General features: G+C 53.8%; 13 protein-coding genes and 1 tRNA gene. 9 read left to right on the top strand and 5 right to left on the bottom strand.

The window, feature by feature from the left end; translation table 11 throughout:
• The first annotated feature begins 200 nt into the window (after positions 1-200).
• The 3 genes from ACFKSJ_RS03390 to ACFKSJ_RS03380 are packed head-to-tail and all read left to right on the top strand — an operon-like array spanning position 201 to position 2,600.
• Entirely contained in the window at positions 201-1,292 is a 1,092-nt protein-coding gene (locus ACFKSJ_RS03390; RefSeq protein ID WP_440950864.1) for an ATP-binding cassette domain-containing protein, read from the top strand.
• Complete coding sequence (locus ACFKSJ_RS03385; RefSeq protein ID WP_440950863.1) at positions 1,289-2,389, top strand: ABC transporter permease; 1,101 nt, start codon at positions 1,289-1,291, stop codon at positions 2,387-2,389. Before ACFKSJ_RS03390 ends, ACFKSJ_RS03385 begins: the two co-directional genes overlap by 4 nt.
• Positions 2,343-2,600: a fasciclin domain-containing protein gene (locus ACFKSJ_RS03380; protein ID WP_440950862.1), complete on the top strand. Its 258-nt coding sequence runs from the start codon at positions 2,343-2,345 to the stop codon at positions 2,598-2,600. Before ACFKSJ_RS03385 ends, ACFKSJ_RS03380 begins: the two co-directional genes overlap by 47 nt.
• A 41-nt stretch (positions 2,601-2,641) precedes the next feature.
• On the opposite strand, the gene ACFKSJ_RS03375 is transcribed toward ACFKSJ_RS03380, so the two are convergent.
• The gene (locus tag ACFKSJ_RS03375; protein WP_440950861.1) at positions 2,642-3,679 is read right to left on the bottom strand and encodes an AI-2E family transporter; all 1,038 of its coding nucleotides are present in this window, start codon (positions 3,677-3,679) and stop codon (positions 2,642-2,644) included.
• A gap of 251 nt (positions 3,680-3,930) precedes the next feature.
• Between ACFKSJ_RS03375 and ACFKSJ_RS03370 the strand changes: the two genes are divergently transcribed.
• A complete protein-coding gene (locus tag ACFKSJ_RS03370) occupies positions 3,931-5,295 on the top strand; it encodes an MFS transporter (protein ID WP_440950860.1) in 1,365 nt (454 codons plus the stop codon).
• 191 nt (positions 5,296-5,486) lie between these two features.
• Here the strand turns inward: ACFKSJ_RS03370 and ACFKSJ_RS03365 are convergent, their stop codons facing one another.
• On the bottom strand, positions 5,487-6,455 hold the full coding sequence (locus ACFKSJ_RS03365; protein WP_440950859.1) for a NosD domain-containing protein: 969 nt from the start codon (positions 6,453-6,455) through the stop codon (positions 5,487-5,489).
• 821 nt (positions 6,456-7,276) lie between these two features.
• On the opposite strand from ACFKSJ_RS03365, the gene ACFKSJ_RS03360 reads away from it, so the two are divergent.
• The 4 genes from ACFKSJ_RS03360 (at position 7,277) to ACFKSJ_RS03345 (ending at position 11,913) form a co-directional block, all read left to right on the top strand.
• Positions 7,277-10,618, top strand: a complete 3,342-nt coding sequence (locus ACFKSJ_RS03360; RefSeq protein ID WP_440950858.1) for a PKD domain-containing protein — start codon at positions 7,277-7,279, stop codon at positions 10,616-10,618.
• A gap of 145 nt (positions 10,619-10,763) precedes the next feature.
• The gene (locus ACFKSJ_RS03355) at positions 10,764-11,321 is read left to right on the top strand and encodes a GNAT family N-acetyltransferase (RefSeq protein WP_440950857.1); all 558 of its coding nucleotides are present in this window, start codon (positions 10,764-10,766) and stop codon (positions 11,319-11,321) included.
• A gap of 180 nt (positions 11,322-11,501) precedes the next feature.
• Positions 11,502-11,574 (top strand) — tRNA-Gln (locus ACFKSJ_RS03350).
• Positions 11,575-11,688: 114 nt separating this feature from the next.
• A complete protein-coding gene (locus tag ACFKSJ_RS03345) occupies positions 11,689-11,913 on the top strand; it encodes a hypothetical protein (RefSeq protein ID WP_440950856.1) in 225 nt (74 codons plus the stop codon).
• A 106-nt stretch (positions 11,914-12,019) separates the two neighbouring features.
• Here ACFKSJ_RS03345 and ACFKSJ_RS03340 read toward each other — a convergent pair whose 3' ends face one another.
• The 3 genes from ACFKSJ_RS03340 to ACFKSJ_RS03330 all read right to left on the bottom strand — a co-directional run bounded on the left by ACFKSJ_RS03340 (position 12,020) and on the right by ACFKSJ_RS03330 (position 12,965).
• Complete coding sequence (locus tag ACFKSJ_RS03340) at positions 12,020-12,349, bottom strand: HepT-like ribonuclease domain-containing protein (RefSeq protein WP_440950855.1); 330 nt, start codon at positions 12,347-12,349, stop codon at positions 12,020-12,022.
• Positions 12,346-12,648, bottom strand: coding sequence for a nucleotidyltransferase family protein (locus ACFKSJ_RS03335; RefSeq protein ID WP_440950854.1), 303 nt, complete (start codon positions 12,646-12,648; stop codon positions 12,346-12,348). Before ACFKSJ_RS03335 ends, ACFKSJ_RS03340 begins: the two co-directional genes overlap by 4 nt.
• 89 nt (positions 12,649-12,737) lie before the next feature.
• The gene (locus ACFKSJ_RS03330) at positions 12,738-12,965 is read right to left on the bottom strand and encodes a hypothetical protein (RefSeq protein ID WP_440950853.1); all 228 of its coding nucleotides are present in this window, start codon (positions 12,963-12,965) and stop codon (positions 12,738-12,740) included.
• An 818-nt stretch (positions 12,966-13,783) separates the two neighbouring features.
• Between ACFKSJ_RS03330 and ACFKSJ_RS03325 the strand changes: the two genes are divergently transcribed.
• The gene (locus ACFKSJ_RS03325) at positions 13,784-15,118 is read left to right on the top strand and encodes a DUF2254 family protein (RefSeq protein WP_440950852.1); all 1,335 of its coding nucleotides are present in this window, start codon (positions 13,784-13,786) and stop codon (positions 15,116-15,118) included.
• The last annotated feature ends 200 nt before the right edge of the window (positions 15,119-15,318 follow it).

The following is a 15,318-nucleotide window of genomic DNA, read 5'->3' as shown; positions in this document are numbered from 1 at the left end:
TGGTTCCCTCCAGATTGAATCATCAGATTGCCGGCTGATCATCCCTTTTTTTCGACAGGTGAGACCCAGAGGGATCTCTCTGGAGATCGGTGAATCAAGAAAGATTATTACCATGGTGAGTGGATCACTGTGCCTGTGATGCCAGGGAACGATCCATTTCGTTCTGCCCGGAACCTCATTCAAACCAGCAGCGGAGATCCATGGACCCCATCGCCCCGGAGCAATTGAACATAGAGGACCCTTCTCCACCCCGGACCTGGGAGACCGCCCCTGCATCGGCAAGGGAGAGCATCATCAGGATCGAACATCTCACCAAGGTCTTCCCGTCCAAACAGGGGCAGGTGATTGCGGTCGACGATATCTCCTTCGAGGTGAAGCGTGGCGAGATCTTCGGGCTACTCGGTCCGAACGGGGCCGGTAAGAGCACGCTCATCCGGATCCTCACCACCCTGCTCTCTCCGAGTTCTGGGGTCGCGTTCATCGATAACTACGATGTATCAATGTTTCCTGAGCAGATCCGGGGGTTGATCGGCGTATGCCCGCAGAACAGTACTCTGGACCAGGAACTGACCGCCTATGAGAACCTTGAGTTCTACGGCAGGCTGCAGAACCTGGACGACAAGGTGCTCAAGCCCAGGATCTGGCAACTGCTGGAGATGACCGGCCTGAAGGACAGGGCCCGTTCACCGGTCAGCACCTTCTCGGGCGGTATGAGACGGAAGCTCGAGATCGTCCGGGCGTTCATCCATAAGCCGGATATCCTTTTCCTGGATGAACCGACGATCGGGCTCGACCCCGAGTCCCGGCGTGACGTCTGGCAGCAGGTCGAACGGTTGAACGTCGAAGAGACGACGATCATCCTGACCACTCACTACATGGATGAGGCGGAGAGACTCTGTAACCGGATCGCGTTCGTCGACCAGGGGCGGTTGATCGCCCTGGACACGATGGAGAACCTGCGGCGATCGTTTCCGGTCGGCGACCTGATCGAGATTGAGGTTCCGCAGATACCAGAGAATCTTCTCCCCCGGATCAGGGGGATCCCGCAGGTCGGTTCTGTCGATGCCAGAGGGCAGAGGCTCCTGATCGTGACAAGAAATGCCGGCACCGTTCTCCCTGAAATCCTTCAGGTCCTTGCAGAGTTCTCGGCCCCGATGACCTCGATTGCGATCAGGTCGCCGTCGCTCGAGGATATCTTCATCTACCTGACCGGGCAGATCCAGGATTCTGGAACTGGGGTAGAGGAGCCCGAAGCGATCGTGACCGATGAGGGCGGGAGGCAGGAATCATGAGGTCGACACTGCTGCGAGGGGCATTTGCGATCTTCAAACGGGACTTTCAGAAGTTCCTGAACAACCCCTTTGTGATCCTGATGACCCTCTTCATGCCGATCATGTACCTGATCATCTTTGGAAGTGCGATGGGCGGGTTTATCAGTCATATCCCCATAGGGGTGGTGCAGAACGAACCGTACCTGGTGGAGACCCCGCTCTTCATCTCTACAGTCGATGGATTGAGCGCTATGCAGCAGACAGACAACCCGCCGACCTTCGATGTAACGGTCTTCTCAGACGAGGGAAGTGCCCGGCGTGCGGTCTCTGACGGGAGGATCATGGCCGCTATCATCTTCCCCTCGAATATCTCGGTCGATCACACGATCCGCATGTACATGGACAGCTCCGAGTATACGATCCCGGCACTGATTCAGGCCGGATTGAACAGTGTCATGGCTCGTTATGGGGCGAATTATCCGGTACAGGTCACCAAGATCTATGGGGATATCGGGTACCTGCAGTTCTTCGGAGTCGGTGTGATTGTGATGGCCATCTTCATGACCACGATGATGGGGGGTGGCATGGCGTTGATCCGTGACCGGGAGATGGGGATCGTCGAGGGCTACCTGGTCACGCCGGTGAAGCGGTCGAGCATCCTCCTCGGGATCATCGCAAGCGGCACGGTCAAGGGTTTTCTTGCCGGGCTGATCATCCTCCTCGTCGACCTGTTCGTGGCCGGGATCGTCATCGATAATGCTGCGAACTTTCTGCTGATCCTCGCGGTGATCTTCACCATCAGCATCGGGCTCACCAGCCTGGTGGTCGCCCTCGCCTCCCGCTTCACAAACCAGCAGATCTTTGCCTCATCTGTCGCATTTCTGAACCTGATCCTCTTCATGACCAGCGGCGCCTTCTATCCGACACTCGGGATGCCGGATTGGCTCCGCTGGATCACCGTGATCAACCCCGAGTCGTACGGGGTGCATGCCCTCCGGTCCCTGATCCTCAGGGGGCAGGGGCTCGATCTGATCGGAATCGACCTTCTGGCGCTGTTGGTCTTCTCAGTGTTTGCGATCGCCATCGGCATCGCGACCTTCCGACGGACTCTCGATTGAGGGACATACTCTCATTTTACCATCTTTGTGGCAGTTGAAAAAGGCTACAAAACTGACCTCATCAACGACAGTTCAGAGCAGGACCGTTATGATTGCAGTCAAAAATGGGAGCGTGATGATCAACGTTTCTCATGTGATCGTCCTGGATATCGAATGCTCAAACGGCGTCTGTCATGGGATCGATGCTGTCCAGATCCTCATAATTACCTGAATTACCTGGTAGATCCCCAGATCCCGAATGTTCTATCTCTTTTATTGAGACCCCGTATCACTGGTTGTTGAGGAACGGGATTCGTGCATCTCTTCTTCAAGGATCTTATACCCGGTCACCACCAGCGCTATCAGCACCGGGCCGATGATGAATCCCAGGACTCCCATGAACGGAAGGCCGGCAAAGATACCGATCATCATCAGCACTGGATTGATGGCGACCCTCTTCCCCATCATCACCGGACGGTAATAGAAGTCGATCCAGCCACTCAACAGGGGGTACCCGATGAACACCGTGATGGCAGCACTCTTCATATCTCCTGTGGCGATCAGGAAGAGGGTCATGAGGATGATGATGAACTGGGCCCCAATGAGAGGGATCAGCATGGCAAGTCCGATCATGAAAGCAAACAGGACCACGTTTCCGTAGCCAAGCAGAATGAAGAATGGAATGGCAAGGATGAAGGCGATAACTGCTGCTGATATCTGGATGATGATGAGTGAGTAGATGGTGTCCCCTGAGATTCTGGCCATCTTCTCCACGGCAGATGACAGTTTTGGAGAGAGGTTAGAGGTCAGGGTGTCCCAGATCTCCTCTCCGAAATAGAGGAGCATCGAGAGGGAGAGGAAGAAGATGACGACCTGTATCAGGAGTTGCAGGAGGTTGCTGGTCATTCCGACGAGCGACTGCAGAATCGACTGGATCAGCATCTGGGGTATGCTGGTGAGTTGACTGGCGGTGGACGAAGGAAGAAATGAAGAGATACCGGCATTCTGAATGCTCATCCCCAGTGACGAGATCATAGAACCGATCTCACTCATATTGGCATAGAGCAAGTTCAATGATATCGATACCACGAGGATAACCGTAAAGACAACTATGAGGGTGATGAGCGCCGCAGAGACCGAAGGTTTGAGGCTGCGTGAAAGCCGTTTGTGGAGTGGCATGAATGCAACTGCAAGGGCTACAGCCCAGACGGCCACGGTCATCAGTGGCCAGAATGCGATGATGGCCACCAGAAAGATCGCACCGATGAGAAACCACAGTTTCTGAGATTCACTGATCAGGGTTATCTCCATATCGTTCAGTTATTCGAGGAGTGGAGTGAAAAAGGTATGTGGCCATTTCAATGGCAAAATCTGTGGGATTTCTGCTGTTTTGATCGGAAGAGATGGTCGATCGATCGGTGTCAATCAAGGACCCTATTCACCCATTTGTTTCTGTACCCATTCCCTCACTTCCTGGGAGTCTCTCTTCGACACGTTTCCAGACTTGTGCCCCTGGCGCCGTACCATCAGATTAATCAATGAAGGTGGCTTTATCCCCCATGATGGCGATCGATCCGGAACAGAAACGGCAGGTGCTCACCGCCGTCGCACTCGGTTCGTTTCCGGCCCCGTTCATGGTCTCGGCCCTGATCGTATCCCTGCCGGCGATTGGAATTGAGTTTTCGAGCGATGCGGCCACTATCTCCTGGCTCGGCACCATCTTCTTTCTGGTCGCCGGCGTCTGTCTGATTCCGTTCGGCCGGCTAGCGGATATTCTGGGGGTGCGGCATCTCTTCTCGATAGGTGTCGGGATATATCTGTTCGCAGCCATCATCTCCGCCCTCGCTCCGTCTGCCTGGGTGCTGATGGCCGGCCGGGCTGTGGCAGGAATCGGTGCCGGCATGGTCTTCGGCACATCGCTCGCCTTCATCAGCCTGGTCTTTCCGGAGAAGGAACGGGGAAGAGCAATTGGGATAACGGTGACTTCCCTGATGGCAGGGTTCTCATTCGGTTCGGTATTTGGTGGTTTCATCACGTTCTACCTCTCATGGCGGTTGATCTTTGTCCCGGTCATGGTGGTCGCGGCGCTGGCCCTGTTCGTCCTGCACCGCCGGGTCACGGTCGAATGTGCCCTGGCAAGCGCCCGAACTATTGATAGGGCAGGTATTGGCCTGTACGTGCCGGCCATGCTGTTACTGCTGCTGGGCGCTTCTTTCCTTCCGTCACCGATTGCAATCGGGATGCTTGTCATCGGCGGCCTTCTCCTGGCCGGGTTCGTCATCCATAACGGGCAGAGTACGAGCCCGATGCTCGATCCCGGCCTCTTCTCCCGTCCGGGATTTTTGGGTGCAGTTGCGGCCGCCCTCCTCTTCTATACCGGTACCTTCGCCCCGTCTTTTCTGCTCAGTCTGTACCTGCAGGTGGCCAGGGATCTCGATCCCCGTTCCGCAGGCCTGGTGCTGGTCCTTAATCCGGTCGCCATGGCACTCCTCTCGCCACTGGCCGGCCGGCTTGCTGACCGGAGGAGTGTGGGGCAGGTTGCCTCTGTCGGGGCGGGCCTCTCTATCGTCGGTCTTCTCCCCCTGCTCGTGCTGAACGAGGCGACGCCGCTCCCCTTCGTCGCTGTCGTCCTGTTGTTGCTCGGCGCCGGGGTCGCCTTCTTCGCCACCCCGGTTGTGAAGAGGGTGATCGGGGCGGTCGAGAGGGAGGCCTATGCCGTGGCCTCGAGTACCGTCGAGACGATGCGCCTGGTCGGAATGACCCTTTCGATGGCCTGCACGACGATCGCGTTCACCCTGCTTCTCGCCAACCGGACGATAGAAGGGACCGGTCCCGTACCGCTCATCGGGGTGATCCATGGTATTTCCTTGCTGTACCTGGCACTGGTCATCTGCGCCCTTCTCCTTCTCCGGATCTCCACCGAATGAGCGATGAACGATCGGGTCTCCGGGCCCCTGGTCCAGGTCAACTGCTGAGAGAACTTCACCGGCAGGTGATGACGCTTCCAATTCTTCATAAAAAAGCAGATCTGATCAAACGAGGTGAGACCGGTCGGAGTCCTGTTCATGGGACTGCCCGGTAACACCAAAAAAAATTTGTTGGTATTTTCACGTTCAGCTTATACCTTCAGCGGGAGGAAGTCCTGGTTCTTGTTGTTGATGAAGAACGTTGCCGTGACTGGCGGCCAGCTGTTGGTGTTGTCGGTAAAGCCGTCGCCGTTGATGTCGGGCATAATCTGTGAGAACCCGGCAAAGTTCGGCATCAGCCAGGCGTTGCCGCCGATCGACGGTCCGCCGACGATGTTCGTTCCGGTTGAGGCTACGTTCCAGGTGTTGGCGGTGTTGGTCGCCTTCACGTTGGTGTAGGTGTCGAAGATATTGTTGTAGATCGTGTTCCCACTCGACCCGGCGATCTGAATGCCGGTCTTGAGGGCATCGCCAGCTGCGGTTGCATACACCTTGTTATTCTTGATCGTCGCCGTCGTCGATCCGGAGTTCAGCAGGATAGCAAGTGTGTCCGAGTTGAATGTGTTTCTGAGGATGTTGGTGGCACTCGATCCGAATCCGACCGTGATACCGGCAACTGCGTCCTTGGTGAAGGTGTTGTCGTTGATAGCGGTGGTGGTGGTCGTTAAGAGGGTGACCCCATTTCCGTTGCCTGAGAAGGTGTTGCCCAGGATCTTGGAGTTCTTGACCACCTGGAAGATCACAGCGTTGGCGTTCGAGGTGAAGGTGTTACCAGTGACGGTCTCTCCCTGTGTCTGGTAGATGAGGACGCCATTGGCAAAGTCGCTGACTTTGACGTTCTGAATTTTGACCTGGGTGGGCTTGTACATGATTCCGTTCTTCATGTAACTCGAGGCCCTGATACCGATGGAGTTCGCATTGTCAACCCCATCGAGCTTGTAGCCCTGTCCATCTATTACAACATTTGATGCCTGAACGTCGATGGCCACAGGACCCTTGAAGTTGTTGAAATTCTGTCCCAGTTGATAGGTGTCAGGTGCCGTGATCGTATACGGCAGACTGTTGATCGTCGTTAAGGCACTGACTGGTCCGACGAGGGCCAGGGATACCAGCAGGAGCATGAGAACCCCTGAAATTAGATACTTAAATCCGGTTTTCATTCATTGCACCTTTTTTTGTAATTTTATTCCTGCCATTGTGCTCCGACCAGGATACTTCAGTCACATTGGAACAGGGCATGGTATCAGGGGCTGAATGTGCAGTCCCCTCTGACAGGACACGTTCAGATACGCATCAACCTATATCAATGTTTTCATTTTTCGTCTTGATAATACTCATTTATTGCCGCGCATTTGTGCAATGCGCAATGATTTGGCCGCTATTGCTTTTCGAGGGAGTAATACGAAAAATACGAATGATTATATTTTTTCAACGTAACAACAGCCTATTTTTTTTAACTCCGCATCGAGTCAGAATGGTGTTTGACCGTTCAGGGATCTCGGTCCTCCTTGTGATCGAAAGACATTCTAATGCAATAATCCGGCCATGATCTCCGATGCCCCCCCCACGAGAACTCCCTGCTCGCCGGTCGACAAGGGATGCCCCTGGAACGGGATGATCCGTCGGGGAGGCGGTTTTCCCTCAATGTCCCCTTCGCCGGACTGCGAAAACCTGTACTGTAAGTCAGCCGGCTCTGGAAATCTGCCGGTACCGAAAAATTCGATTCCGAGTTTTTCCATGCAGTCTCTATCGCGCGCTTTGCAGTAGTGCTGAGCAATTGTCCGTCTTTTTTCCGGCAATTGCTAATAAAATATATATACTTTAAAATATATTACGAGGGTTGCCATGACAATGAGCGCACGCCTCATCGGCGTTCATCCAGGTACCTGACCTGGATGATTCTGACTCCTGGGAGACCGTGGCAGAAAAAAAAGGTGAAATGATGAAATTGAATACAACCAGATTTTTTTATGCAGGGCTCCTGCTCCTGCTGGTATCCCTGGCCCTCGTCGGACCAGTCAGTGCCTCAACGACGATCAACAGTCTGCCGTATACGATCACAGCCCCGGGATGTTATGAACTGGGACATAATTTCAACAACTTCGAGGGTCCGGTGGCCATCGACGTGAGGTCGTCGGATGTGATCATCGACGGTCTGGGCTTCGAGCTCGATGGTGTCGACAATCTGAACAGTGTCGGGATATGGGCCTCGAGTTACCGGCAGAATGGGATCGATTATGAGTCCGCCAATGTCACCGTTCAGAACATACAATTCAGCAACTTCGCCTACGGGGTTCTCTTCTGTCAGGCCCAGGGATCTGTCACTGGCAACACCTTCACCTCGAACGCCAACGGCGTGGCCTTCCAGGTGGTCGAGAACTCCAGGATCCTGAGCAACACCTTCTCAGGCAACGGAAATGGGGTCACCCTCTTCACGGCCACCACCACCGCTATCAACGACAACACCTTCACGATGGATGGGGTTGCCGGGCTGACGGTCGGGACCGGTTCAAGCGAGTCGATGATCCAGAACAACAGGTTCACATCGGAGATGCTGGCAATCCTGCTGAACTCCGGATCGACGACGGCGACGATCAAGAATAACAAGATATATGCGACCGCAGCAGGCGATGCTCTCAAGACCGGCATTCAGATCGCCGGGTCGAGCGGGAACACGATCTACAACAATATCTTCGACACCTACACCAACGTGAAGGCGACCAACACCGCCAACACCTGGAATGTAGCCTCTGCCGGAACGAACATCGTCGGCGGACCGTCGATCGGCGGCAACGCCTGGATGATGCCGAACCTGGCCGGCTTCTCACAGATTTATCCCGACACCAACGGCGACGGATTTGTGGACACGACATATTTCATCACCAACAACAATCAGGACTTCCTGCCATTACGCGTGGATCAGCCGGCACCGAATTTTATCGCAGACGTCACTGAAGGTCCTGCTTCCCTGACGGTCAACTTCACCGATACGTCAGGCGGGGGTGTGACCGGGTGGAAGTGGAACTTTGGGGACGGAAGCACCTCGACCGAGCAGAACCCCATCCATATCTACTCCACACCCGGTCTCTACTCTGTCCAGCTGACTGCGAGCAACGCCGGTGGGAGCAACAGTCTGACGAAGACTGGTTTCATCATCGTACGTGCTCCGGTCACCCCGGTCGCGGACTTCATCACAGATGTGACAGAGGGGAAGGCACCGCTGACCGTCCGGTTCACCGACACCTCACATGGCGATGTGACCGGTTATGAATGGAACTTCGGGGATGGTACCACCTCGACCGAGCAGAACCCGATCCACACTTATACAGATGCCGGCCGGTACACCGTCAATTTCACGGTCTCAGGCGCCGGGTCCAGCGACAGTCTGGTGAAGCCGGATCTGATCACAGTCCAGGGCACGACCGCGCCGGTTACCCCTCCGGTTGCGAGCTTCGACGTGAACCCGACGAGCGGAACGGCACCCCTGACCGTCCAGTTCACCGACACCTCATCGAACCATCCGACCGGCTGGGTGTGGACCTTTGGTGATTCGACCACCTCCTCCCTTCAGAGTCCGTCGCACACCTATGCTACAGCCGGGACATATACCATCCAGTTGAACGCGACCAACAGCGCCGGCTTCACCCTGGCCACCGGAACGGTGACGGTGGGGTCGGCATCGCCTGAAACAACCGAACCGCCGGTATCTGCAGTACTGGGCGTCACCGCCGCCTTCTACACCTCCGGCCATATCGGCCAGGCCCCGTTCCCGGTCCAGTTCCAGGACCTGTCGACCGGCTCGCCGACCGCGTGGAGATGGGACTTTGGAGACGGCAGCACCTCGACCGAGCAGAATCCGCTCCATACCTACACCAGCACAGGAGCCTATACGGTCTCCCTGTCCGCCTCTTCAGCCCGTGCGGCCGATACCTGCATCCAGTACCGGTGTATCATCGTCAACACCGTCCCGGTAGCGAACTTCACAGCCAATGTGACCTCCGGCCGGCCGGGTCTTGCCGTGCAGTTCACCGATCTCTCCACCGGAGCGAACGGGTGCCAGTGGCAGTTCGGTGACGGCGCCACCTCGATCGAGCAGAACCCGACCCATGTCTACACGCAGCCCGGCACCTATTCCGTGACCCTGACGGTCTGTGGCACGGACTACGGGAGTGTCTTCACCCAGAAGCAGGGGTACATCACCATCACCGACTCCCCGGTCGTCGGGTTCTCGGCGAATGTGACTGCTGGCGAGTCCCCACTTTCTGTCCAGTTCAACGAGTCCACGAGCGGCCAGGTCCAGTATTACTTCTGGCAGTTCGGGGACGGGTCGACCTCGTATGAACAGAACCCGGTTCACCTCTATGGGACAGTCGGCATCTATACCGTTTCCCTGATGGCGATCGGTCCAGGTGGATCGGAGGTGAAGACACTTGACCAGTACATCAACGTCACTGACCCTGAGGAGACGAACGAACAGCATACCAACGTCACCCCCACATCGGTGACGCCGGCACCGACCGAGCAGAACCTCCCGGTGGCCGACTTCACCGTCACTGTCGGTGCTGCCGGCTCGATGAGCATCGAGGTGGCCGATGCTTCGGCGAATGCGACCTCGGTGCTGTATGACCTCGGCGACGGCACCACCACCTCCCATCGCGACTTCAGGTACATCTACTGGCAGGCAGGCACTCATACGATCCGGCAGACTGCAACCAATGCTGCAGGGTCTGCGAATAAGACCTTCACCGTGACCGTCCCGGCGGCGCCTGCCACGACCCCGACGGTGACCGCGACTGCATCGCAGGCACCGTCTGTCGGTACTCCGTTCAACGAACCGCACAACCTCCCCGGGATCCTGCAGGCCGAGGATTACGATGTCGGCGGCGAGGGTATCGCCTACCATGACACCACCGCCGGGAACGAAGGCGGGGCCTACCGGCAGGACGATGTGGACCTTGAAGTCCTCGACACCGATCACAGCCCGAGTGTCGGCTGGACCCGGGCCGGCGAGTGGCTGGCGTATACGATGAACATCGGCACAGCCGGCACCTATGACGCCGGGTTCAGGGTGGCCACGTCCCACGACGGGTCATCGATTAAGGTATATCTCGATGACGGGACGACACCGATCGCGACCGTGAACGTTCCGAACACCGGCTACTCGGCCGCCTTCCAGACCGTATCCGTGCCGGTGACCCTGCCGGCCGGCGCCCACCGGTTGAAGTTCTCGTTCCCGACGGATTATGTCAACCTCAACTGGATTACCTTCAGCAGAGCAGCATAATCCCTCAATCTTTTTTTTTCTCTCTGCAGGTTCCCGGTCGGTTCAGGGGTCTGCTATCACGGCCTGCCTGGTAACCCGGGTAAAGCACTTAACCTGTCTGGACATACGATGCTCGGGAGATATCTTCACTATCCCGGCGATTCCCATGCCCTCTTCATACCCTCTCCACACAGAACGGCTGGACCTGATTCCCGCAACCCTTGAGATCCTCGACAGTGATCTTCATCACAACCACGCGGCACTCGGCCGGCTCCTCGATGCCGGCATCCCCTCAGCATGGCCTCCGCCGCTTCTCGACCAGGATGCGCTTGCCCAGTTTATCGCCATGCTCTCTGAGGGAACGGATCCGCATTTCTGCTCGTGGTACTGGGTTCGTACCGGCCCGGACGGTGCGGACCGCACGCTCATCGGGAGCGGTGGTGCCGGGTCGTCCTCTGCGTCTCTGGATGAGGTGATGATCGGGTACTCGGTGCTGGATCAATTCCAGAACTTCGGGTATGCGACCGAAGCAGTCCGCTGCCTGGTCTCCGTGCTCTTCGCTGAGCCCGGCGTCCGGCGAATCGTCGCTTCTACATATCCGGAGCTGAAAGCCTCTATCCGGGTGCTGGAGAAATGCGGCTTTGTCCCTGCCGGTGAGATCAGCGGCGGGACGGGATTGGAAGAGGGTACGGTCATGTTTGTTCTTGAACGGCCACAGGGATGAGCCCGGTTTTAATCCATATCTGATGATCCCCCGGTCTGTTGTCAAAGGCAGTTCTCCACTTTCCCCTTATATTCTGACAACCGGGTTCAGATGTTGGTTTTTATATCTGCCGCACTAAAATGAATAGAGCACATTTTCATTAAGGAGAATTGTGCACTACATTCAACCAGGACAATATCCACCCCCGTAGTGTAGTGGTCAATCATGCAGGACTTTGGATCCGGCGACCCCGGTTCGAATCCGGGCGGGGGTATTCGTATTTCTATTTTCATCAGTTTCATTGAGTTTATTTTCGGTTTGTACTCCCATATGCCGCTCGCAGCCCGATGCAGTCCGGAGGTCTTCGATCTCCGGGCGTACCGGGAGGTTGCGTTCGAGGAGCGGGCTGACCTGGTCCGGACGGAGCCGGCGAAAGGAGACGAAGGTGAAGGCCGGGCAGACGATCACCCTCGGAGGGCCGTCCGGGCCGGACCGAGAGGTCGTGATCAATGGTGTCAGGGCGTATGTCGGCGAGGGATCGGCCGGCAAGAAGGGTGACGGCAGCGGCGGGGGAAAGCACCACGGCGGTGGTAAGGGCCACGCCGGCGGGTGACGAGGGAGATTATCGGCCCGACCAGAGATCCGTTTCTGACGCCGGCATGCAGTGGGGCTATTCCCTCCATGGGATACCAGCCCTACTCGCCGTGATTTTTCCGCCGCTATTCCTGAACCAGGGACTGAACCTGTTTTTTTAATACCGGCAGGTCGTGTTCGACCACGTTCCAGACCGCATCACGGTCGATCCCGAAATAGTGGTGGATGAGGATATTTCTCAAACCGATGATATCCGACCACGGGATGCCAGGGTTTCGATCCCTGAATTCCGGGGAGATCCCCCGAACTGCCTCCCCTAGGATCAGGAGGTGGTGGATCACCCAGACCTGTGCCATTTCGTCATTGTAAAAATAATCACGGCCTCGGACTGCAACCTTTTCAATCCGTTCAATGGCTTCCAGAATATCCAGTACACGCTCGGGATCATCTCTCATAAGGCCCGCGCTTCCCGCAATACCCGTGAACGTATCCGGTCCCGGAGTCCCGCTTCGGTCACGATGTCGACCGGTCGATCGAGCAGCCGTGAAAGATCCATGGCAAGACCCCCGACATCCAGAAGACTTCGATCAGGGTCCAGGTCGATCAGGAGATCAATATCACTGTCAAGACGGGCTTCGTTCCGTGCAATGGATCCAAAGATACGGATATTTCTGGCTCCTCTCCGCTGTGCCATCGAGAGGATCTCATCCCGTTTTCTGAGGAGGAGCTGAGTGATATCGGTTTCCGGATCCATGGTGTTCAGTGCCTACATTGGTACCAGATCTTTAAAATGTATTCCTGCATCCCACCACGTCCCAGTCTTTCTTCACCGGATTCTTCGGATCACGGGGTGAACCATTCCATGGGATCCCGGGCATTGGTTACAGCATACGACGTGTTCCTCCCCTCATTCGACCCGGGACGCCCGGTCCAGCTGTCCTCCGCGTCCTCGAAGCGGAACCCGGTATCAGGGATCCTCCAGTGCCACACGGTCGGGCCGCTGGCCGCCTGACGGAGTCCGGAGGTCTTCGACCTGTAGGCGTACCGGGGGGTCGTGATCAACGGCGTCATGGCCTATGCCGGTGAAGGATCGGCCGGCAAGAAGGGAGACGGCAGTGGTGGGGGAAAGCACCACGGCGGCGGCAAGGGCCACGCCGGCGGGTGACGAGGGAAATGGGGACTGGAGGGATTTACAAAATTATGGGGCCGGCTGCCGGATCGGATTGCAGGTCTCACTCTCGCCATCCTCCATAGTCAGGGAGATCGTACCGCAGGAAATCGAGCCGGCCGTATCGACGGGAACGGGTGGGGCCGGCGATGTAAAATCATTCTCCTGGAAGATATAGACCTCCCCTGATCAATACCTCGAACGCGAAAGTGGAACCGGATATAGGCATTTGATCAATCACCATTGAGGTTTAAAAATCAGAATTTAAATTTAACAAATTTTTCCTTCTCTTTTTTAATTTGTTAGGGCTCCAGGTTTTTCCTGCCTACCCACGGTTTCTGGTCGCAGGAATTTTCCATAAGATCCTTATGAATAGTCGTACAGTTTCCAGGTAAACAAATGATCTGACTCCGTCGCCCAGATGGTCTCAATTGATATAGTCGCAAAGAATTCTTGGAGGAGATATAGCCGCGATTTGACTATCTTATGTCGAAGTTGGATCGAATTTAATATGAAAATGGAACCTTTGTTTTCATCATGTATGCTTGATGCCCTTTTGGCATCATGTCCGTTTACTGTTGAACTATATTGTTATGACTCTGAAGTAGAAACTTCCTTTGACAAAACGTAAATTTCTTGCATTCAAGATCTGTCGTAGTCAGGTGAAACCATTCAATTAAAAAAGGAATTAATGCATAAGTATTGTTACTGAAGATTTTCTATGTCTACACAAATTCTAAAGTTTTTAAAAACAATATTGAATGGAAATACCCATTTCAATGTAATATGGTTTTTATTTGCAATAATTATTGCAGTGCCATGTTTTCTAATATCTTTTACTCAAGGCAACTTTGATGCCGATAGTATTCGTACTCTAATTAGCACGATCATTCAAGCTCAAATTGCTGGCGTAGGTATCATTCTCTCCGCCACTTTTATCGTAATACAAATAATGGCACAAACCTATACATCTAGAGGAATTAATCTTTTTCGAACAGATAACAAAATTAAATTACTTATCACGATATTTGTGATATTAATTCTTTACGGAATATTATTACTGAGCTCAATTTCGTTAGGTAATAAAGGAAATGTTTTTATCGCACTGTTTTCTCTACCCGAAATATACATTCAATGCCTGATTTTTTTTGAATTACTCTCAGGCAGTGTAACCATTCCATTGATGTATGCATTCGTAATGGGAGTAGTAGACATTCTTGACCCTGAAAACGCGTCTGATTACCTAACTCGTAAGGTTGACGCAAAAAAAGTATCCCCGACTTATAATCCATTTCAGAACCATTTCAATATCCTCCATCATGCTATTGGGAGCCATGATACAACAACGATAGGCTATGCCATAGACCTAGCCATATCCGACTTCGATGATAAAATGAAAAATGAACAATTTCGTACTGTCGAAAAAAATTCATACAAGTTTTATAATGAAATTAAAAAACTTGGAAAAAGACTATTGGATGCCGATTTTGATAACAACATTGCGATTTTGCTCTATAGGGTTCAAGATAGTTTTGAATCAGCCTTGAAGAATCCAAATGAAACACTTTTTGTCACGACCGATGTAAAATTAGATACGATCTACAATATTGCAAAAGAGGCAATTCATCACAAAAATCTCCGTGTTTTATCATTATCTATTGAAATATTAGGGGAAATCGGAAGAAAATCTATTGAAAATAATTCAGATAAGATAAACCAAAATATTGCAGAATCCTGTCTCAATAAAATCCTTCAAATTGGCAGGGATATTTCTGATTCAGACCTAATAATGAACAGTGAGACTCGTAATAAAATAATAAAATATATGAAATTTATTGGTTTCCCAGCCATTAATGATCATCTAGAGATGGCAGAGATCGCACCAAAGAATCTTGCAGAGTTTTTTTTCCTATTCCCATCAGACAGTTGGCGACAAGAATTACTAATTCAAAGTTGGCCCATTCCTCTTCTGGATGACGGTGCACTTAAGGAGTTCACTGTTTCATTTGTGAGACATTATAGAGAACTTCAAGGTCTTGCTGTTTATGAGACCTGATAACATATCCAACCCATCCAGAGTCGCTACCTCAACCGCTTCTCAGTTCCAGCGTGGCGGTCGGACCTGATCAAACAGGAATTTGACAAGGGCAAAGATAGTGGTACTTTTATCGTGTTGATCGAACTAGTGAAGGAGACCCCCCAAACTATCGTCACGGTACTCGGCGAGGCGTCGAGATTGCCAGCCCCCCTATAGAA

It is taken from the genome of Methanosphaerula subterraneus (assembly GCF_052055875.1).
Classification (GTDB): domain Archaea; phylum Halobacteriota; class Methanomicrobia; order Methanomicrobiales; family Methanospirillaceae; genus Methanosphaerula; species Methanosphaerula subterraneus.
This window is presented reverse-complemented; position numbering and strand designations above follow the sequence as displayed.

Excerpts from the sequence above, each read along its gene's own strand:
- ACFKSJ_RS03390 (WP_440950864.1), top strand. The coding sequence starts at position 201 with ATGGACCCCATCGCCCCGGAGCAATTGAACATAGAGGACCCTTCTCCA.
- ACFKSJ_RS03385 (WP_440950863.1), top strand. The coding sequence starts at position 1,289 with ATGAGGTCGACACTGCTGCGAGGGGCATTTGCGATCTTCAAACGGGAC.
- ACFKSJ_RS03375 (WP_440950861.1), bottom strand. The coding sequence starts at position 3,679 with ATGGAGATAACCCTGATCAGTGAATCTCAGAAACTGTGGTTTCTCATC.
- ACFKSJ_RS03370 (WP_440950860.1), top strand. The coding sequence starts at position 3,931 with ATGGCGATCGATCCGGAACAGAAACGGCAGGTGCTCACCGCCGTCGCA.
- ACFKSJ_RS03365 (WP_440950859.1), bottom strand. The coding sequence starts at position 6,455 with ATGCTCCTGCTGGTATCCCTGGCCCTCGTCGGACCAGTCAGTGCCTTA.
- ACFKSJ_RS03360 (WP_440950858.1), top strand. The coding sequence starts at position 7,277 with ATGAAATTGAATACAACCAGATTTTTTTATGCAGGGCTCCTGCTCCTG.
- ACFKSJ_RS03355 (WP_440950857.1), top strand. The coding sequence starts at position 10,764 with ATGCCCTCTTCATACCCTCTCCACACAGAACGGCTGGACCTGATTCCC.
- ACFKSJ_RS03340 (WP_440950855.1), bottom strand. The coding sequence starts at position 12,349 with ATGAGAGATGATCCCGAGCGTGTACTGGATATTCTGGAAGCCATTGAA.
- ACFKSJ_RS03335 (WP_440950854.1), bottom strand. The coding sequence starts at position 12,648 with ATGGATCCGGAAACCGATATCACTCAGCTCCTCCTCAGAAAACGGGAT.
- ACFKSJ_RS03330 (WP_440950853.1), bottom strand. The coding sequence starts at position 12,965 with ATGACGCCGTTGATCACGACCCCCCGGTACGCCTACAGGTCGAAGACC.
- ACFKSJ_RS03325 (WP_440950852.1), top strand. The coding sequence starts at position 13,784 with ATGTCTACACAAATTCTAAAGTTTTTAAAAACAATATTGAATGGAAAT.